This window comes from Reyranella aquatilis, assembly GCF_020880995.1.
Lineage (GTDB): Bacteria > Pseudomonadota > Alphaproteobacteria > Reyranellales > Reyranellaceae > Reyranella > Reyranella aquatilis.
In genome coordinates this window covers 72,565-91,219 of record NZ_JAJISD010000011.1, presented here as the reverse complement: position 1 = coordinate 91,219, position 18,655 = coordinate 72,565, and the positions used below count along the sequence as shown (strand labels likewise).

General features: G+C 68.2%; 16 protein-coding genes. 14 read left to right on the top strand and 2 right to left on the bottom strand.

Features of this window, described 5'->3' with window-relative positions; all coding sequences use genetic code 11:
• Positions 1-29: 29 nt before the first annotated feature.
• Complete coding sequence (locus LJ725_RS22440) at positions 30-1,400, bottom strand: amidase (RefSeq protein WP_230553182.1); 1,371 nt, start codon at positions 1,398-1,400, stop codon at positions 30-32.
• Positions 1,401-1,450: 50 nt separating this feature from the next.
• On the opposite strand from LJ725_RS22440, the gene LJ725_RS22435 reads away from it, so the two are divergent.
• Both LJ725_RS22435 and LJ725_RS22430 read left to right on the top strand, forming a co-directional pair.
• On the top strand, positions 1,451-2,101 hold the full coding sequence (locus LJ725_RS22435) for a DUF2161 domain-containing phosphodiesterase (RefSeq protein ID WP_230553181.1): 651 nt from the start codon (positions 1,451-1,453) through the stop codon (positions 2,099-2,101).
• A complete protein-coding gene (locus tag LJ725_RS22430) occupies positions 2,102-2,899 on the top strand; it encodes a phosphodiesterase (RefSeq protein WP_230553180.1) in 798 nt (265 codons plus the stop codon). It begins immediately after the preceding gene.
• On the opposite strand, the gene LJ725_RS22425 is transcribed toward LJ725_RS22430, so the two are convergent.
• Complete coding sequence (locus tag LJ725_RS22425) at positions 2,884-3,972, bottom strand: amidohydrolase family protein (RefSeq protein WP_230553179.1); 1,089 nt, start codon at positions 3,970-3,972, stop codon at positions 2,884-2,886. The genes LJ725_RS22430 and LJ725_RS22425 overlap by 16 nt on opposite strands.
• A gap of 79 nt (positions 3,973-4,051) precedes the next feature.
• Here LJ725_RS22425 and LJ725_RS22420 point away from each other — a divergent pair, with 79 nt between their 5' ends.
• From LJ725_RS22420 to LJ725_RS22365, 12 genes are all read left to right on the top strand, one after another.
• Entirely contained in the window at positions 4,052-5,110 is a 1,059-nt protein-coding gene (locus LJ725_RS22420; RefSeq protein ID WP_230553178.1) for a transglutaminase family protein, read from the top strand.
• A 93-nt stretch (positions 5,111-5,203) separates the two neighbouring features.
• On the top strand, positions 5,204-5,890 hold the full coding sequence (locus tag LJ725_RS22415) for a hypothetical protein (protein WP_230553177.1): 687 nt from the start codon (positions 5,204-5,206) through the stop codon (positions 5,888-5,890).
• Positions 5,887-7,362: an O-antigen ligase family protein gene (locus LJ725_RS22410; protein ID WP_230553176.1), complete on the top strand. Its 1,476-nt coding sequence runs from the start codon at positions 5,887-5,889 to the stop codon at positions 7,360-7,362. Before LJ725_RS22415 ends, LJ725_RS22410 begins: the two co-directional genes overlap by 4 nt.
• Positions 7,363-7,503: 141 nt before the next feature.
• On the top strand, positions 7,504-8,787 hold the full coding sequence (locus LJ725_RS22405; protein WP_230553175.1) for a sugar transferase: 1,284 nt from the start codon (positions 7,504-7,506) through the stop codon (positions 8,785-8,787).
• A 16-nt stretch (positions 8,788-8,803) separates the two neighbouring features.
• Positions 8,804-10,639, top strand: coding sequence for an asparagine synthase (glutamine-hydrolyzing) (asnB, locus tag LJ725_RS22400; RefSeq protein ID WP_230553174.1), 1,836 nt, complete (start codon positions 8,804-8,806; stop codon positions 10,637-10,639).
• Between the two features lie 8 nt (positions 10,640-10,647).
• On the top strand, positions 10,648-11,748 hold the full coding sequence (locus tag LJ725_RS22395) for a glycosyltransferase family 4 protein (protein WP_230553173.1): 1,101 nt from the start codon (positions 10,648-10,650) through the stop codon (positions 11,746-11,748).
• Positions 11,745-12,587 carry an ABC transporter permease gene (locus tag LJ725_RS22390; protein WP_230553172.1) on the top strand — a complete coding sequence of 281 codons (843 nt, stop codon included), beginning with the start codon at positions 11,745-11,747 and terminating at the stop codon, positions 12,585-12,587. Before LJ725_RS22395 ends, LJ725_RS22390 begins: the two co-directional genes overlap by 4 nt.
• Before the next feature lie 2 nt (positions 12,588-12,589).
• Complete coding sequence (locus tag LJ725_RS22385; protein WP_230553171.1) at positions 12,590-13,879, top strand: ABC transporter ATP-binding protein; 1,290 nt, start codon at positions 12,590-12,592, stop codon at positions 13,877-13,879.
• A gap of 11 nt (positions 13,880-13,890) precedes the next feature.
• Positions 13,891-15,132, top strand: a complete 1,242-nt coding sequence (locus LJ725_RS22380) for a glycosyltransferase family protein (RefSeq protein ID WP_230553170.1) — start codon at positions 13,891-13,893, stop codon at positions 15,130-15,132.
• A complete protein-coding gene (locus tag LJ725_RS22375; RefSeq protein ID WP_230553169.1) occupies positions 15,132-16,184 on the top strand; it encodes a glycosyltransferase in 1,053 nt (350 codons plus the stop codon). The genes LJ725_RS22380 and LJ725_RS22375 overlap by 1 nt, the downstream gene beginning before the upstream one ends.
• A 10-nt stretch (positions 16,185-16,194) precedes the next feature.
• On the top strand, positions 16,195-17,487 hold the full coding sequence (locus LJ725_RS22370) for a glycosyltransferase family protein (protein WP_230553168.1): 1,293 nt from the start codon (positions 16,195-16,197) through the stop codon (positions 17,485-17,487).
• Complete coding sequence (locus LJ725_RS22365) at positions 17,484-18,653, top strand: glycosyltransferase family 4 protein (protein WP_230553167.1); 1,170 nt, start codon at positions 17,484-17,486, stop codon at positions 18,651-18,653. Before LJ725_RS22370 ends, LJ725_RS22365 begins: the two co-directional genes overlap by 4 nt.
• Positions 18,654-18,655: the final 2 nt, after the last annotated feature.

Here is an 18,655-nt window from a genome sequence, read left to right as displayed (position 1 = left end):
GCCGCTCACTATGGTCCCTGCGCCCGCCGTCAGGCGAGCGCCATCTCCGCGCGCTGGGCCATCGCCAGCAGCGGCCGGTCGTGCAGGCGAGGGGCGACGATCTGCATTCCGACCGGCAGGCCGTCGCGGCCGGTGCCGCAGGGTATGGAAATGCCGGGCACGAGGGCGAGGTTGAACAGCGGCGTGAAGGCGGCGTGACCGCGCGGCCCGACTTCCCGGTTCTCGATGACCTTGGGATAGACCTGTTCCACCGGCCAGGAGACGCAGGTCGTCGTCGGTGTCAGCAGATAGTCGTACTCGGTGAAGAACTGCGCCACCGAGCGGGCGCAGGCGTCGGCGAACCGGAAGGCGGCGACAACGTCGGTGCCCGGCACCGACCGCCCGCGTTCGATCAGGCCCGAGATGTTATCGCCGAACAACTCGCCGTCGGCGGCCTGGTGCCGACCATAGAGGAGGGCGGACGCCGAGCTGTTGACCGCCGCGAAGGCGGTCTCGCTGGTCTCTTCGGGCCAGGCGACGTCGGCTTCCTCGATCCGCCAGCCGGCGGCGCGCAGCCTGGCGACGGCTGCCTCGAACGCCGCCATCACGTCGGGATCGACGGCCACGCCGAGGCCGAGGCGCGGACTGACGGCGACGCGCGGGCTGGCGGGCGGCGGTATGTCGAGCAGCGCCACCGAATGGGGATCGCGGCGGTCGGGACCGGCCATCACTTCGAATGCCACCTTCGAATCGGCGACGGTGCGGCCCATCGGCGCCGTCACACCGTACAGCGGGCCGTAGGCGCCGCCGAAGCCGAAGGGCGAAGGGATGGCGCCGGCGGACGTCTTCAGTCCCACGACACCGCAATGCGAGGCTGGCCGGCGGCCCGAGCCGCCGCCGTCGGTGCCGAGTGCGATCGGCGAGAAGCCGGCCGCGAGCGCCGCGGCCGCACCGCCCGAGGAGCCGCCCGGCGTCAAGGCGGGGTTCATCGGATGGCGCGACGGTCCGTAGACCTTGTTCTCCGTATGGCCCTTGGCCGCCATCTCCGGCGTGTTGGTCATGCCGAGGAAGATGCCGCCCGCTGCCTTGAGCCGCTCGACCGCGACGGCGTCGCGTGGCGGCTTGAAGTCCTTATAGAGCAGCGAGCCGTTAGTGACGGTACGGCCCTGCACCCAGGTCGTGTCCTTCACCGTGTAGGGCACGCCGAGGATGGCGCCGTCGAACCCCTGCTTGCGCCGCGCATCGACGGCATCGGCAGAGGCGCGAGCCTCGGCGGGATCGAAGTCGACGATGGCGGTGAGCTGGCCGTTTCGCGCCTCGACGCGCGCGATGGCCATTTCCGCCACGTCGCGGGCCCTGGTCTTGCCCGTCCGCACGGCCGCGGCGATGGCGGCGGCGCCCTGATCCAGCAACTCGGTCATCTGCTTTTCCCCGAACCTTGAACTTCCTTAGCATGATAGCGTGCGCCGCCATGACGTTGGAGAGCGACCTCTATGCGCCGGTGAAGGCGCTCCTCGAAGGACAGGGCTATGTCGTCAAGGGCGAGGTGCGCGGTTGCGACGTGGTGGCGGTCCGCGGCAACGAGCCGCCCGTCGTCGTCGAGCTGAAGCGGACCTTCGGGCTGGGGCTGGTGCTGCAGGGCGTCGACCGGCTGGCGCTCACCGATCTCGTCTATCTGGCCGTCGGCCAATGGCCCAAGCAGATGAAGAACGTGAAGAAGCTCTGTCGACGCGTGGGACTGGGCTTCATCGTGGTCAGCCAGGACAAGGCCGACGTCGTTCTCGACCCCGCGCCCTACGTGCCGCGGCAGAACAAGCGCAAGGCGGGTCGCCTGCTGGGAGAACATGCGCGCCGCGTCGGCGATCCCAATCTCGGCGGCCAGGCGATGCGCGCGCCGTTGATGACCGCCTATCGCCAGGAGGCGCTGCGCTGTGCCGAACTGTTGGCGGCGAAGGGACCGATGAAGGTGGCGGCTTTGCGTGCGGCCTGCGACGCGCCGAAAGCGGCCCAGATCCTGCAACAGGATGTCTATGGCTGGTTCGAGAGAGTGGAGCGCGGTGTCTATGCGATCACGCCCAAGGGGCGGGAGGGGCTCGAGCGGTTCGACCGCAAGCCGGGCTGAATGCTGATCGCGCAGCTTTCCGATCCGCATGTGCGGCCGCGCGGCGAACTCTACCAGGGTGTGGTCGATTCGAACGCGCAGTTCGCGGCGGCGATCGCGCAGGTCAATGCGCTGGATCCACGACCCGACCTCGTGCTGTTGAGCGGCGATCTGGTCGATCACGGCCACGCCGACGAATATGCGATGCTCGGCCGGCTGCTGGCCGATCTCACGGTTCCGGTAAGGGCCATTCCGGGCAATCATGACGAGCGCGACGCCTTCAGGAGAGCCTTCGCCGGCCAGCGCTGGCTGCCGGCGAACGGTCCCGTCGACTACGTGTCCGGCGATCTCGGGCCCGTTCGGATCGTCGCCCTCGACGTCACCTTGCCCGGACTGCACCACGGCGTGGTGAGCGAGGAAGGCGCGGCCTGGCTGGATGGCGTACTGTCGGCCGAGCCCGCACGGCCCACCATCGTCATGATGCACCAGCCGCCGTTCGATACCGGCATTCCCTACATGGATCCCTATTCGTGCCGAGAGGGTCACCGGCTCGCCGAGGTGCTGGCGCGGCATCCGCAGGTCGAACGCCTCCTGTGCGGCCACGTCCATCGTGTCATGCAGCTTCGTTTCGGCGGCACCACGCTCTGCACCGCTCCTTCGACGACGACCGCGATCGCCCTGCAGCTGCGGGCCGATGCCAGGCCCGCCTCGCATGTCGAGCCGCCGGGGATGCTGCTGCACCATTGGCGGCAGGGGACCGGCCTGATCACACACTACGTGCCGATCGGGACATTCCCCGGGCCTTACCCCTTCGCCTGAGCCTTGCGGCGGCCTCCGAGCTTGAGAAGCTTCGCGGCGTTGCCGCCGAGGATCGCCTGCCTGTCGGCGGCGGTGAGCTTGGCGCCCGAAACGAACTCGATCGGTTGGTACATGCCCATGTCGAATGGATAGTCGGTGCCCATCAGGATGTGATCGCTGCCGTATGTCTTCACGAGGTACTCGAGCTGGCTCTCCTCGAACACGATCGTGTCGAAGTACATCTTCCTCAGGTACCAGCTCGGCTTCCGCTTGATGCAAAGCCGACAGTCGGAGCGTGCGCCATGGGCATGGTCCATGCGGCCGGCATAGGCCGGCAGGAAGCCGCCGCCATGCGCGACGCAGATCTTCAGCTTCGGATGCGCGTCGAGCACGCCTCCGAAGATGAGGTGGCTGACGGCCATGGTCGAATCGAGCGGATTGCCGATCACGTTGCTGAAATAATGCTCCGAGAACCGGCGGCCATCGGGGAAGCCGTTGGGGTGCAGGAAGACCAGGACACCGAGTTCTTCGGCCTTGGCGAAGACCGGCCGGAACCTCTCCTCGGAAAGATCGGCGCCGGCGACGTTGGTGCAGAGCTCGACGCCGCGCAGGCCGAGCGTCTTCACCGCGCGCTCCAGCTCCGCCACCGCAAATTCGGGGGCCTGCATCGGCACCGTGCCGAGGCCGACGAGTCGGTCGGGGTGCCTGGCGACCGTTGCGGCAATGTTGTCGTTGATCAGGCGCGCCGCGTCGCGGCCGAGCTCGGGCGGCGTCCAGTAGAAATACTGCGGCGGAGCGGGGGAGATCGCCTGGATGTCGACGCCCATGCGGTCCATGTCGGCGATGCGACGCTCGACCGAGGTGAGCATCGGCCGCACGGTTTCGGTCTGGGCCTTCTGGACCGCGCGCGTGGCCTCGTTGGAGAAACGGCCCATCGGCTCGTCTGGCGCGATGCCCGAGGCCGCCACCAGCGCAGCCGCCTCGGGCGAGACGATATGGCAATGAATGTCGATGACCGGACCCGACGTCTTTCTTGCGCCCCGCTTCGTTGCGGTGGCCTGGCGGTGTGGCTTCGGTGCGCAGGTGTAGAGCATGACGGCGATCCTCCGGTGCTGAGGCAACGATAGTCCCATCGGGACCAATCCGCGTCATCCGGGCAGGATGTCGACCGGCATGGATGCAACCCCGGGCCCGTTCGGGCATTATCCCGCCCTGATGCGCACCCTCGAGATCGTCCACCGCACTCGTTACGAGTATTCCGAGCCGGTCACCCTGGGGGATCACAGGCTGATGTTCCGGCCGCGCGACAGCCATGACCTGCGCCTGCTGCACACCGGCCTGGCCATCGAGCCGGCCGCGCAGGTGCGGTGGATTCACGACCCTTTCGGCAACTCCATCGCCATCGCATCGTTCGATGGTCCCACCCAGGTCCTCGAACTGGTCAGCACGATCCAGCTGGAGCATTTCGGCGTGCCGCCGGAGCTGCCGCCGATCGAGGAGTTCGCCCGCACACTGCCCTTCAGCTATGCCGCCGAGGAAGCGCCCGACCTCGCCCGCTATGTCGAGCGTTCCTATCCCGACCCCAGCTCGATCGTCGGTCCCTGGACGAAGCAGTTCATGGAGGGCGAGGGCGGCAACGACACATTCGAACTGCTGAAGCGGCTTTGCATGGGCATCCAGCAGAAGCTGAAGTATGCGATGCGCTTCGAGATCGGGACGCAGGTGCCGGCCGTAACCCTGGAATCCGGTGGCGGCACCTGCCGCGACTACGCGCTTCTCATGATCGAATGCTGCCGTTCGCTCGGTCTCGCGGCGCGGTTCATCACCGGCTACCTGTACGATCCCGCACTGGATGCGGCCCCGGGCGAGGCGACGACCCATGCCTATCCGCATGCCTGGATGGAAGTATATCTTCCCGGCGCGGGCTGGGTGGAATTCGACCCGACCAACGGCATCATCGGCAGCGAACGGCTGATCCGGGTGGCGGTGGGCCGCGATCCCGAGCAGGCCATGCCGATCAAGGGCACATTCACAGGGCCGCCGGAAGTCACCGTCAATGCGTCCGTCGACGTCCAGGTTCACACCCTGTCCCCGGCGCCGCTGCCCGATCCGGCCGTCCCCCTGCAAACCGACCTGCAGGCGCCGGTACCGGCGTCGCCTCCCGCACTCGCCCCGATGGCGCCGCAGGCCGATCCGTCGGCCGCCGAGCCGGTCCCTGCCCAAGCCCTTTGACATCGCCCGACGACAGCGGTTGAGTGGGGCAAACGGCGGTTTACGCCGGGTGCACTCGGGGGCTGCGTTCTGGCTATTTCAATCGACGGGGTGGTGAGGGCGCTCCTTGGTCTGGGCGGAGCTCTGCTCGTCTGGCTGGCCTGGCCGGTGGCGCGGAGCGCTTGGCAGGCCCAGCAGGCCGACCGGGCGACGACGGCCCTTCGCCTCAACTACGAACTCAAGCTGCCCGATCTGTTGACTGCGATCGATGCGCTGGACCGGGCGGTCGTGTCCGATCCGATTGCCAGCCGCTATCTTCAGCGGTCCGAGCTTCTTGTCGGCGCGGCGCTTTCCCCCAATTTCGCGCCGTCGGCGCAGCAGCGCACGGAGTGGCTTAAGCGGGCCCAGGAGGATCTCGACATCGGCCTGGGCCGCGATCCGGCGCGCGGCGTTGCGTGGGCTCGCCTGTCCGCCGTGCGGTACGTGCTGGAGGGACCCTCGCAGCGGACGGTCGCTCCCCTGCTGATGTCCATTGATACGTCGCCGATGCTGCTGCCGCTGTGGCCCGCGCGCCTGACCCTGATCCTCGACAACTGGCAGGTCCTGACCGTCGCCCAGCGCGAGAAGATCGCGGTGTACGTGGCGCGCACCTGGCAGCTCTCGCCGCGGCGCGACTGGTTCGCCGATGCCATCCGCAGCCCGGTCGACGAGCTCTTCGTCCGCTACTTCGTGCGCAACGAGCCGGGCGCCCAGGACGAAATCTCGCGCATGCTGGCGGAACGCCGGAAGCGCAAGCCATGACCGAATGGACGGAGAAGGGCCACGAGCCCGGCGTCGTTGTCCTGCGCGACTGGCGCTGGTTTGCCCGCCGCGCGGTCGATCGTGCGGCGGTGTTCTTCTTCTTCGCGATGGTGACCCTGGCGGCCCTGCCGATGGGCGCCAACCGCGACTGGGCATGGGCGCCGCTCTGCGTCATGCTCGGGCTGATCGCTATTCCCATCGCGCTGGACATCGGTCCCCGCGGCGGGCACGCCGTGGGCAGCGTCGAGCGACTGCCCTTGCTGGGCCTGATCGGCTGCTGGGTTTTCGTCGCGCTCTTCGCGGTCTGGCAGACGACGACGTGGACGCCGCTCACCGCCGATGCGTGGCTGTTCCAGCGGGCGGCCGAGATCCTGGGCAGTGCCCGCGAGCCGATTCCGGCGATCGCCGCCGATGCGGCCCGAAACTCCCTCCTGAAGTGCATTGCCTGCGCCCTGATCTTCCTGATCGCCCGCGCGGTCTGCCGCGACCGCGACAATGCCCGCTGGTTCCTGATGGCGCTGGTGATCAGCGGCGTGCTGGTGGTGGCCTATGGAATCGCCATGCAGATGGCGACGAACTCCTGCTACCTCGGCAGTTACCTGCGAAAGCAGTTCGAGCTGACGTCGACCGATCGGTGCCCGATGGGTGGCACGTTCGTGAACAGCAACTCGTTTGCCTGCTACATGGGAATGGCGATCCTGGCCGCGGTCGCCCTGGTGTTCAGCAAGCATCGCTCGCGCGATTCGATGAACGTGCCCTACGGCTACGACGACGAAGACGAGGAGGTCGGCCTCATCGACTGGTTCACCGGTCCCCGGGTCGTGCTCCTCGCCGTTTCCCTGCTGATGCTGGGTGGCATGATGATGTCGGCCTCGCGCGCCGGGTTCGGCGCCACGGCGGTGAGCCTGCTGGCGTTGGGACTGCTGCTCATGCGGGGCCGCTGGCGGTCGCGGCCGGAACTCGGCCGGGTCTTCCTGGCAGGGGCGGTGCTGTTCGTGCTGGTCGCGATCGTCGCCGGCAGCGCGCTTTTGTCCAAGTTCGCCGTCTCGGCCGACGATTCGTCACGGCTGCGCATCTGGTCGGCGGCGTTCCAGGCGATCGGCCTGTCGCCTTGGATGGGTTGGGGCCTGGGCAGCTTCGGCGACGTCTTTTCGCTCTTCCAGCCGGCAAACAGCCTGCAACCCAACGACATCGCCCACTCGACGCCGCTCGAAACGGTGGTCGAATTCGGGGTGATCGCCTCGATCCCGGCGATGGCGATCGTTTTACTGCCCTGGGCGGTCTGTTTCCGCGGCGCGCTGAGGCGCCGGGTCGACAATCGCTATCTTCCCGCCGCCGCCTTCGCCATCGCGGCCGTTCCGATCCTGCATTCGCTGATCGACTTCAGCCTGCAGATGCCGGCGATCGGCTTCGTGACGGCAGCCCTGCTGGGAATGGGTTGGGCGCAGGCGTTCCGCCGCAGCGAAAGATGAGGCGGCGCTTTACGCCCCTGCGGCCGCCATTCTATAATCATCGTAAGTGCAACTATGCGTTTCGTTCCGCAGACTGAATGACGGGCTTGGGTGTGCACCGGGGGGACGTGGGTGCGGAAAGCGATCGTCACGGGAGTAGACATGCCGTCCGATGAGGGGGCGTCGGCGCGGACCCCGCGCATGCGTTCGGCGCCGCAGCGGTTCATCGAGACATGGGTCGACGCCGTTCTCGGTTTCCTGTTTTGCGTCGTGCTGCCGATCCCGCTCTATGCCAACGACGAGCCGTTCGTCGGTCCGTTCGACGCCTCCGAACTGACGATCGTCACCACGGCCATCGCCTATGCGATCGTCTGGTACTGCGGCCGCCGGCTGGACGCTTTTCCCGGCGCCGGTCTCAACGTCGCGCAGGTCGCGCCGGTGGCCATCATCACCTACGCGCTGATCGCGGCGGTCCTGCTGCTCCTTCGCCTCGACTATTCGCGCGTGCAGTTGTTCGGCAGCGGTCTCCTTACCGTGTTGTGGATGGCCGTGATCGCCCAGATGCGCGGCCGCTACCTGGTGCGCAACTACGGCGTGACGCCGCATGCCGCGATCGACGCGCTGCCGAGGCTTCCGACCTGCCGCTGGCTCGATTTCGACGACGTCCGCCAGCGGCGGCTGCGCGTCGATGCCATCGTGGCCGATCTGAGCGGGGAGCTCGGCAAGGGCCAGCTGGCGGCTTTGGCCGATGCCGCCATCGCCGGCGTGCCTGTACTCGACCGTCGCTACGTCGTTGAGAACATGACCGGCCGGACGCCGCTCAGCGGCCTTTCGCCCAACGAATTCGGCTCCCTGCTGCCGTCGCGCCAGTATCTCGTCGTCCGCCGCGTCATCGAATTGGGATTCACGGTCGTCTTCCTGCCGTTGCTGTTGCCGATCCTGGCGGTCGTCGCACTCATCGTGCGGTTCGACAGCCCAGGTCCGGTGTTTTTCCTGCAGACACGCATCGGACGCCGCGGCCAGCCCTTCCGGATGATCAAGTTCCGCACGATGTTCGTCGGCGTGCCCGGTCCGAGCTTCACGACGTCGGCCGATCCCCGCATCACGCGCACCGGGCATTTCCTCCGGCGCTGCCGTCTCGACGAACTGCCCCAGCTGTTCAACATCCTGAAGGGCGACATGAGCTGGGTCGGCCCGCGGCCCGAGGCGGCGTCGCTGGAGCAGGGCTATGTGCGCGACATCGAGCATTTCGCGCTGCGCGGCATCGTTCGGCCGGGGGTCACGGGCTGGGCGCAGATCAACCAGGGTTATGCCCACGAGGCCGACGCGATGCGCTCGAAGCTCGAATACGACCTCTACTACCTCAAGCACTGCTCCCTGTGGCTCGATCTGGTGATCGTGCTCAGGACTTTTGCCGTGGTGTTCCGCGGCACCGGCGCACGCTAGTCTCCGGCGCGACATCATGTGCGGCATAGCAGGCATCCACGCCTATCTCGACGTCGCGCCGCGGGTCGACCGCGGCGAACTCGTTCGCATGAACGAGCGCATGGTCGCGCGCGGGCCCGACGGCAGCGGCCTGTGGCTCGCCGACGACGGCCGCACGGGCTTCGGCCATCTGCGGCTCGCGATCATCGACCTGTCTGAGGGCGGCGCGCAGCCGATGCATACGAATGACGGCCGGCTCACCATCACGTTCAACGGCGAGATCTACAATTACCGTGAACTGCGCACGGAGCTGCAGGCGAGGGGGCGCACGTTCCGCAGCGGGTCGGACACCGAGGTGCTGCTGCAGCTCTATGCCGAGTACGGCACGGCCATGGTCGCGCGCCTGCGCGGCATGTTCGCGTTCGGCATCTGGGATGCCGACCGGCGCACCCTGCTGCTGGCGCGCGATCCGCTAGGGATCAAGCCGCTCTACTGGGCCGACGATGGCTGGACGGTTCGCTTCGCCTCGCAGGCCAAGGCGTTGCTGGCGGGCGGCGCGGTCTCGCGCGATCCCGATCCCGCCGGCATCGTCGGCTTCCATCTGTTCGGGAGCGTGCCGGAGCCCTTCACCGTCTGGCGCGGCATCCAGTCCCTGCCGGCGGGAACGACGCTGACGGTCGATGCGGCCGGCCCCGGGCTGCCGCAGCGCTACTACGATGTCGCGACGGCGCTGGCCGAGCGCGCGAACACTGGCGCGACGGAGCCCGATTCGCGGCGGCGAGTCGCTGCCGCGGTTCGCGAATCGGTGCGCTATCACCTCGAGGCCGACGTGCCGGTTGCGGTGTTCCTGTCGGCGGGCATCGATTCGGGCGCGTTGCTGGGAACGATGGCGGGGCTCGGCGTCGGCGACATCACCGCCGTGACGCTGGGCTTCCAGGAATTCCAGGGACTGCCGCTCGACGAGGCGCCGCTCGCGGCCGAGGTCGCGGCGCGCTACGGCGCCCGTCATATCGTCCGCACGGTCGACCGCGCCGAGTTCGAGCGCGACCTGCCGGCGCTGCTGGACGCGATGGATCTGCCAACCGTCGACGGTATCAACACCTGGTTCGTCGCCAAGGCGGCGCACGAAGCCGGGATCAAGGTGGCATTGAGCGGGCTTGGGGCCGACGAATGCTTCGGCGGCTACCCGTCCTTCAGCGATGTGCCGCGCAGCGTCCATTGGCTGCGGTCCGTTTCCTGGATCCCCGGCCTCGGCGCGCTGGCGCGGCGCGCCTTGACCGGCGCCATGTCCGCGGGGCTCAGGCTGCATCCCAAGGCGGCGGGCGTGCTTCAGTACGGTGGCGACTGGGCTGGTGCGTATCTCCTGCGCCGCAGCGTCTACATGCCGTGGGAACTCGACGAGGTACTCGACCCGGCGCTGGTCGAGGACGGATTGCGCCGGCTTGCGCCGCTCAGCCACATTGCCGCGGCGATCCGCACGGGGGGGCCGCTCGGCGATTTCGACCGGGTGGCTACACTCGAGACCTCGCTCTACATGCGCAACCAGCTTCTGCGCGATTCCGACTGGGCGGGCATGTCCCACGGGGTCGAGATCCGCGTCCCCTTCGTCGACCCATTCTTCCTCGCGGCCCTGCCGCCCGGGCCGGTGCTGGCCGCCATGAACGCCAAGGACGCCATCGCCGAGGTGCCCGAACCGCCCTTGCCCGACAGCGTTCGCCATCGACGCAAGACTGGCTTCTCGACGCCGGTGGGTCGCTGGTTGCGCGAAGCCTCGGGTGCACCCCGGCAGCAGGGCATCGATCTCTCCGCCGCCTCGCGCGCCTGGGCACTCGATGTCTGGCGTGCCGGCTGGGCCGGCCCGGCGGCGGCCTAAGCGGCGCGATGGCTTCCCGTATCCTCGCCCTCGTGGGGGATTGCTACGGCGCGCGCGGGGGCATCGCCCGGTACAATCAGGACCTGTTCGACGCGCTGGCCGACGGCAGCGTCGAGATCCTGATCCTGCCACGTCATGGCGATGCCAGCGGAATTTCGCTGCCGGCGGGTGTCCGCCAGAACCGTCCCATCTTCGGCCGGCTGCGCTTCTCACTGGCCGCGATCTCGGCGGCGTGGCGCTTCCGTCCCGTCGATGCGGTCTTCTGCGGGCATGTCTTCATGGCGCCGCTCGGGTACCTGCTCGCACGGCTTCTGGGCGCGCGCTACTGGATCCAGGCACATGGCACCGACGTGTGGAAGGACCGCCGCGGCCTGGTGCGGCAGCTGATCGGCCGCGCGGATCTCGTGAGCACCGTCAGCCGCGAGACGCGGCGCATCCTTCTCGACTGGGTCGATCTCGCGCCCGAACGAGTGCGCGTTCTGCCCGACACGGTGCAGGACGTGTTCACGCCGGGCCCTGCGTCCGACGCCCTGCGGTCGCAACTTGGGCTCGGGCCGGGGCCGATCCTGCTCACCGTCGGGCGGCTTGCCGCGAGCGAGCGCTACAAGGGCCACGAGCCGGTCTTCTCGGTGCTTTCGCGCCTGCGGGAGAAGTATCCGAACCTGATTCATGTGGTCGCGGGGGATGGGGACGACCGGGCCCGCCTCGAACGCGTGGCGGCCGAACTGGCGCCGGGGATGGTGCGGTTCCTGGGCTTCGTGCCTGACGCCGATCTGCCCGACCTCTACCGGCTGGCGGACCTGTACGTGATGCCCAGTACCGAAGAAGGTTTCGGCATTGTCTATCTCGAAGCCGCGGCCTGCGGTCTGCGGGTCGTCGGTGGCAAGGGCGGCGGTACCGCCGATGCCATTCCGGACGAGCGCGTGGGTGTGATCGTGGACCCGGCCGATCGCGACGCGCTCGCGCACGCGATCGAGCGGCAACTGCAAATGGGCCGCGCCGACCCGGAGGCGGTGGAACCCTATCGTCGCTCGCACTTTGTCGCCGCGGCGCGTGCACTCTACGCTCGCCTTTCGGGCCAGCCGCGTCGTATGACTCCGGGCCCATGATTTCCAGCGATCGCCCTTCGCAGCGGCTCATCCTTGAGGCCGGACGTGCCGATCGTCAGTACTGGCGCGATCTGTGGCGGTATCGCGAGCTGTTCTTTATCCTCGCCTGGCGCGACGTGGCGGTACGCTACAAGCAGACGGTGATCGGTCTGGCCTGGGCATTCGTGCGGCCGTTCATTACCATGGTCGTGTTCACGATCGTTTTCGGCAAGCTCGCCAAGCTGCCGACGGAGGGGGCCGCACCCTATGCGGTGCTGGTGTTCGCGGGGCTGCTGCCCTGGACGCTCGCTTCGTCGATCCTGAGCGACGCGTCGGGCAGCGTGCTCACCAACTCCCAACTGGTGAGCAAGGTCTATTTCCCGCGCATCATCATCCCGTTCGCAACGGTGATGGTCGGACTGGTCGATTTCTGCGTGAGCCTCGTCATCCTGGCGGGGGTCATGCTGTGGTATGGCGTCGTGCCCGACTGGCACATCCTCATGCTGCCGTTGTTCGTCGCGCTGGCGGTGCTGGTCGCGATCGGGCCGGCCCTGTGGGCGGCGGCGATCGTCGTCAAGTACCGGGACTTCCGCTTCGTCATCCCCTTCGTCGTGCAGATCGGCCTCTATGTCTCGCCGGTCGGCTTTTCGGCCAAGGTGGTGCCGCCGGAATGGCAGCTGCTCTACAGCATCAATCCGATGGTCGGCGTGATCGACGGGTTCCGTTGGGCCATCCTGGGTGGAGACAGTCCGCTCTACCTTCCGGGGTTCGCCGTCAGCCTGCTGGTCACGGCCTTCATGCTCTGGCTGGGCATCCGCACCTTCCGCCGCACCGAGCGCGGCTTCGCGGACCTGATCTGACCATGTCCGACACAGTCATCCGCGCCGACAAGCTCGGCAAGAAATTCATCATCGGCCACAAGGTCCAGTATGGGGGAATCCTCGGCGAGGCACTGGTGCGCAGTGCCCGCGGCCTGGTGAGGCGGGGCGCCGACATGCTGCACGGGCGCGCGGTCGTCGAGGGCGACGAGGTCGAGGAATTCTGGGCGTTGCGCGACGTCGATTTCGAGATCAAGCGCGGCGAGGTCGTCAGCATCATCGGCCACAACGGCGCCGGCAAGACGACGCTGCTCAAGATCCTGTCGCGCATCCTCGAGCCGACCCTTGGCCGGGTCGAGCTGAACGGCCGCGTCGCTAGCCTGCTCGAGGTCGGCACCGGCTTCCACCAGGAGCTGACCGGGCGCGAGAACATCTTCCTGAACGGCGCGATCCTCGGTATGACGCGCAGGGAAGTGCAGGCGCGCTTCGACCAGATCGTCGACTTCTCGGGCGTGGAGAAGTTCATCGACACGCCGGTGAAGCGCTACTCCGTGGGCATGTACGCGAGGCTGGCCTTCGCGGTGGCCGCGCATCTCGAGACCGAGATCCTGTTCGTCGACGAGGTGCTTGCGGTCGGCGATTCGGAGTTCCAGAAGCGCTGCCTCGACCGCATGTCGGCGGTCGCGAACGAGGGCCGCACCGTGCTGTTCGTCAGCCACAATCTTGCGGCCGTGGCGGCGCTCACCAAGCGCGGCATCGTGCTGAAGGGAGGGCAGCTGCTGTTCGACGGGCCGATCGACGCCGCCATCTCCCGCTACTCCGCCTCGCTCAGCAAGGGCAAGGCCGATCGGGACTGGGGACGTGGTCATCATTCGGCGATCGTTTCGGCCGACCTTCTCGATGCCCAGGGCATGCCGACTGATACCTACGAGCCGGGCACGCCGTTCAACCTGCGTGTCGAGGTGGAAACCACCAACATGCCGGGTCTCGGCCTCGAGCTTCAGTTGCGCGACGCCAACAACCTGCCGGTCGGCTTCTATTCCTCCAGCATCTTCTCGCAGGTTGCGCTGCCCAGCGAGCCCGGCCGGCACGTCTTCACACTGAGCCTGCAGCCGCTGTTCCTCGCGTCGGGCGACTACAGTTTCGACATCGCGACGAACTCCCTGACCATCGTCGTCGACCATGGCGTGTCCAACGCCATACCGTTCAACGTGGCGGCGTCGAGTCCGGGCGGCATCGCCTACGACTTCAAGCAGAGCCTCGGCAACGGCGTGGTCGCCCTGCAGCTCGCCGCGCCTCTGCGCATCGAGCGCAAAGAGCGCGAGCCGGCCTGACCGCCGAAGCCATGGCACGCGCGGTCTGCATCGTCAGTCCCGGCAATCTCGCCTCCAACCCGCGGGTGCTCAAGGAAGCGGATGCGCTGCACGGCGCGGGCTACGACGTCACTGCCATCGTCTGCAACTACAACGCCGCGCTGCGGGAAGCCGACGACGAGATCGAGGCGACGGCGCCATGGAAGGTGATGCGCGTTCCGCGCTCGGCCGACGAAGGGGTGACCGCGCGGGCCGCCGCGGCTCTGGCCAAGGGACTTTCGGCCATGGGGCTGGACGTTCCACTTGGTGTGGCGGCGCGCAGCGCCCGAGCGCCGGTCTCCGCGCTCCTGCGCCGGGCGCGCGACGTGAAGGCCGATCTCTACATCGCCCACTATGTTGCAGCCCTTCCGGCCGCCGCGGAGGCGGCCCGCCGGCACGGCGCGCTGCTGGGGTTCGATGCCGAGGATTTCCATTCGGGCGAAGGCACCGGCAGTGCCGACGATGCCTTCCGCATGCGCATGATCGGCATCGTCGAAGGCGCGATCCTGCCTTCGTGCGCCTGCCTGACCGCCGCCTCGCCGCTGATCGGCAAGGCCTATGTGGAGCGCTACGGGATCGCCCAGCCAGCCACCGTCCTGAACGTCTTTCCCCTGTCGATGGCGCCGATCGTCCCGCGGATGCGGGACGAGGGGACAGGGCTGCGCGCCTACTGGTTCTCGCAGACGATCGGGCCGGATCGCGGCCTGCAGGCCTTCATCCAGGCGATGGCGCAGACCACGGCGCGCGTGACGCTCGACATCAGAGGCAGCAACCGCTGGGGGCATGGCGATGCGCTGCTGGCGCTGGCGGCGTCGCTCGGCATCGGTGACCGTGTGAAGCTCCTGCCGATGGCGCCGCCGTCCGAGATGGTGCGGCTCGCCGCCGAGTACGACATCGGCCTGTCGCTGGAGACCGATGTCAGCGAGAACCGCCGGATCTGCCTCACCAACAAGGTCTTCACCTACCTGCTGGCGGGGGTGCCGGTCATCATGAGCGACACGCCGGCCCAGAAGCTTTTGGCCGCCGATCTCTGGCGCGCGGCCAGGCTCTGCTCGTTGTCCGACCCGGTGGGCCTCGCCCAGACGCTCGACGTGCTTGCGTCACCGCCCATCCTCGCCGAGTCTGCGGAGATGGCGTGGCGGCTGGGTCGCGAGCGCTACAATTGGGACAGGGAGCAGGACGTGCTGCTGCAATCGGTGGCGGCCGCCTTCGCGCGGCAGGAGACGGCACGCTGATGCGCCTGTTGCTGACCGCCGATCCGGAGATCGAGGTTCCGCCGCGGCTCTATGGCGGTATCGAGCGTATCGTCGACGTACTCGTGCGCCGCCTGCGGCTGGCGGGCCACACGGTCGGGCTGGTGGCGCGTCCCGGCTCCGAGTGTCCAAACGATGCGTTCTTTCCCTGGCCGGGGCTGAGTTCGCTGTCGCGGCGGGACACGGTGCGCAACACGCTGGCGCTGTCGCGGGCGGTGAAGTCCTTCAGGCCCGACGTGGTGCACAGCTTTTCGCGCATCGCCTATCTGCTGCCGCACCTGCGCGGACGCATTCCGCTGATCATGTCCTTCCAGCGCGAACCGACGCATCGCACCGTCAGGCTCGCCGTCCGGCTCGCGGCGCCGGGGCGCATCACCTTCACCGGCTGCAGCGAATACATCGCGCGGCGCGGCCGGCCGGCCGGCGGTGAATGGCACGGCATTCCTAACTTCGCCGACACCGAGGGGCTGACGCTCGGCGCGACCTCCGTGCCCGACGACGCGCCCTTGGTGTTCCTGAGCCGGGTCGAGGAGATCAAGGGCGCGCACTGGGCGATCGAGATCGCGCGCCGCACCGGCCGCCGCCTGATCATCGCCGGCAATCATTCCGATCGCGACGATCCGGAAGGCCGGTTCTGGCGCGAGAAGATTGCGCCGGAGATCGGCAAGGGCGGCATCGAATATGTCGGTCCGGTCGACGACGTGCAGAAGAACGCGCTGCTGGGCCAGGCGAGAGCCATGCTGGTGCCGATCCAGTGGGATGAGCCGTTCGGCATCGTGTTCGCCGAATCGCTGGCCTGCGGCGCGCCGGTGATTTCCTGCCCGCGCGGCGCGCTGCCGGAGATCGTGCGCCCCGGCGTCGATGGCTTCCTGATCAAGTCGATCGAGGAGGGCTGCGAGGCGGTGGAGCGGGTGGGTCCGCTCGACCGCGCCGAATGTCGCCGCCGCGCCGTCGATCACTTCTCCGCCGACGCCGTGGTCGCGCGCTACATCGATCTCTACGGCAAGGTGCGCGCCCGTCTGGCGCGCTCATGACCTGCCGCCGATGACCCGCCGTCTCGCCCTGGTCAGCGGACACTTCCCGCCGAGCAATCTCGTGGGCGCGCAGCGGGCGCGGCTGTGGTCGCGCTATCTCCCGGAGTTCGGCTGGGAGCCGGTCGTCGTCACGGGCGATCCGGCCGAGTACGAGGAGCGTCCAGACCCGGATCTCGAGCTGCTGGTCGCACCGGGATTGAGGATCGTCCATGCGGCGACACTGTCGACCCGTCCGGTGCGCCTCGTTGGCGATATCGGGATCCGGTCGTTCTGGGGCTGCTATCGTGCGCTTTCGCGGATGGCGAGGGCGCGCGAGATCGACTTCGTGATGGTGACGATCCCGTCCAATTTCCTGGCGCCGGTCGGACGGCTCGTGCATCTGCGCCACGGCCTGCCGTTCGGGATCGATTATCAGGATCCCTGGGTCAATCGCTGGACGGGAGCTGAAAGACGCTTCAGCCGGGCCTGGACCTCGAACAGGCTGGCCGAGATCCTCGAACCCTGGTCGGTACGCGACGCCGCGCTGATCACCGGCATGGCGCCGGGCTATGTGGCCGGCATGCTGGAGCGAAATCCCGCGGTCGCGTCGAAGTCGGTGCTGGCCTACATGCCGATGGGCACGGCTCCGGAGGACTATGCGCTGGTGCAAGGGCTCGGCCGCGCGCCCTTCCTGTTCGATCCGAGGGATGGCAATTTCCATATGATCTATGCCGGTGCGTTGCTGCCGGCGGGCTTCGTCGTGCTCGACGCCTTCCTCGCCGGCTTGCGCACCCTGCGGCAGCGCGCGCCGCACGTGGCGTCACGACTGCGGGTCCACTTCGTCGGCACCGGCAGTTCGCCCGACGATCCGCAGGGCCATCGCGTGCTGCCGCGCGCACAGGCGGCGGGTGTGGCAGAGATGGTGGACGAGCATCCCCATCGAATCGGCTACGTCGATACGCTCAATCATCTGATGCACAGCAGCGCCGTGCTGGTGCTCGGCTCGACCGAGCCTCACTACACGCCGTCCAAGGTCTTCCAGGCGATGCTGTCGCAGCGGCCGGTCTTCGCGCTGCTTCATCGCGACAGCACGGCGGTGTCGATGATCCGCTCTGCCCATGTCGGTGAGGTGCTGACCCTGGCGGAGGGCGACCTGCCGTCACCGGACGGCGTGGCGACCTCGCTGCAGGCCTTCATCGAGCATCCCGCCTACGACGCGGCGTCGGTCGATCGCGGCGTCTTCGAGGGCTACTCGGCGCGCGAGTCGACGCGCCAGTTCGCAGAGGCGCTGGATAGGGCCTGCGCGGCGGGGCCTCGTCCATGAAGCGGCGCATCGGCTTCCTGGTCAGCCATCCGATCCAGTACTACGCGCCGATCTTCCGCGAACTCGCGCGGCGCTGCGACCTCACCGTCTTCTTCGCCCACAGGCAGGATGCAGCCGGGCAGGGCAAGGCGGGCTACGGGGTCGCCTTCGACTGGGACGTGGATCTCCTGTCTGGCTACGAGAGCCGGTTCCTGAGAAACGTGGCGCGCGTGCCCTCGACGCAGACCTTCGCCGGCTGCAATACGCCGGAGATCGCGGAGATCATCACGGAGGGCCGCTTCGACGCCTTCGTCGTGCCGGGCTGGTCGCTGCGCTCCTACTGGCAGGCGGTGCGGGCCTGCCGGCGCGCTCGCGTGCCCGTCATGGTCCGTGGGGATTCCCAGCTTGCCGGCCAGCGTGGCGGTGCGGTCGGCAAGGTCAAGGGCGTGGTCTTTCCCCACATGTTGAAGCAGTTCGACGCCTGCCTGTATGTGGGGCAGCGCAATCGCGAGTACCTCCAGCACTATGGTGTGGCGTCCAGTCGACTGTTCTTCTCGCCGCACTGCGTGGACAACGACGCCTTCAGGCAAGCGAGCGACGCCGCGCGGGGCGCGGGTGGAGGGCGCGCGGGCGGGCGCCGCCGGCACGTGCTGTTCGTCGGCCGCCTGGTCGGCAGCAAGCGGCCGATGGACGTGGTGCAGGCGGTCGCGCGGCTGACGTCGAGCGGGCAGCCCGTCGACCTCGTGATCGCGGGGGCTGGGGAGCTTCAGGGCAGCATGGAGGAGGCGGCTCGCGCCGCCGGTTTGGATGCGCAGTTCCTGGGATTCGTGAACCAGAGCCGACTGCCGTCCGTCTATGCCTCTTCCGACGTGGTCGTCCTGCCCTCGATCGCCATCGAAACCTGGGGCCTCGTCGTCAACGAGGCGATGGCTTGCGGCGTGCCCGCAGTCGTATCCGATGCGGTGGGCTGCGGTCCCGACTTGATCCAGCCGGGGGCGACCGGTGCGGTCGCTCCGCTCGGCGACGTGCCCGCGCTCGCAACGTCCATCGCCTCCGTGCTGGCGTTCGATCCCAGCCTGACCCGGCGGGCACTGGCCGAGCGCATGGAGATTTATTCACCGGCGCGCGCCGCCGGCGGTGTACTGGAAGCCGCCGATGCACTGGCGGCCAGTACTGGGTTAAGGTGAGT

Coding starts and splice junctions, on each gene's coding strand:
- LJ725_RS22440 (WP_230553182.1), bottom strand. CDS start 1,400: ATGACCGAGTTGCTGGATCAGGGCGCCGCCGCCATCGCCGCGGCCGTG.
- LJ725_RS22435 (WP_230553181.1), top strand. CDS start 1,451: ATGACGTTGGAGAGCGACCTCTATGCGCCGGTGAAGGCGCTCCTCGAA.
- LJ725_RS22430 (WP_230553180.1), top strand. CDS start 2,102: ATGCTGATCGCGCAGCTTTCCGATCCGCATGTGCGGCCGCGCGGCGAA.
- LJ725_RS22425 (WP_230553179.1), bottom strand. CDS start 3,972: ATGCTCTACACCTGCGCACCGAAGCCACACCGCCAGGCCACCGCAACG.
- LJ725_RS22420 (WP_230553178.1), top strand. CDS start 4,052: ATGGATGCAACCCCGGGCCCGTTCGGGCATTATCCCGCCCTGATGCGC.
- LJ725_RS22410 (WP_230553176.1), top strand. CDS start 5,887: ATGACCGAATGGACGGAGAAGGGCCACGAGCCCGGCGTCGTTGTCCTG.
- LJ725_RS22405 (WP_230553175.1), top strand. CDS start 7,504: ATGCCGTCCGATGAGGGGGCGTCGGCGCGGACCCCGCGCATGCGTTCG.
- asnB (WP_230553174.1), top strand. CDS start 8,804: ATGTGCGGCATAGCAGGCATCCACGCCTATCTCGACGTCGCGCCGCGG.
- LJ725_RS22395 (WP_230553173.1), top strand. CDS start 10,648: ATGGCTTCCCGTATCCTCGCCCTCGTGGGGGATTGCTACGGCGCGCGC.
- LJ725_RS22390 (WP_230553172.1), top strand. CDS start 11,745: ATGATTTCCAGCGATCGCCCTTCGCAGCGGCTCATCCTTGAGGCCGGA.
- LJ725_RS22385 (WP_230553171.1), top strand. CDS start 12,590: ATGTCCGACACAGTCATCCGCGCCGACAAGCTCGGCAAGAAATTCATC.
- LJ725_RS22380 (WP_230553170.1), top strand. CDS start 13,891: ATGGCACGCGCGGTCTGCATCGTCAGTCCCGGCAATCTCGCCTCCAAC.
- LJ725_RS22375 (WP_230553169.1), top strand. CDS start 15,132: ATGCGCCTGTTGCTGACCGCCGATCCGGAGATCGAGGTTCCGCCGCGG.
- LJ725_RS22370 (WP_230553168.1), top strand. CDS start 16,195: ATGACCCGCCGTCTCGCCCTGGTCAGCGGACACTTCCCGCCGAGCAAT.
- LJ725_RS22365 (WP_230553167.1), top strand. CDS start 17,484: ATGAAGCGGCGCATCGGCTTCCTGGTCAGCCATCCGATCCAGTACTAC.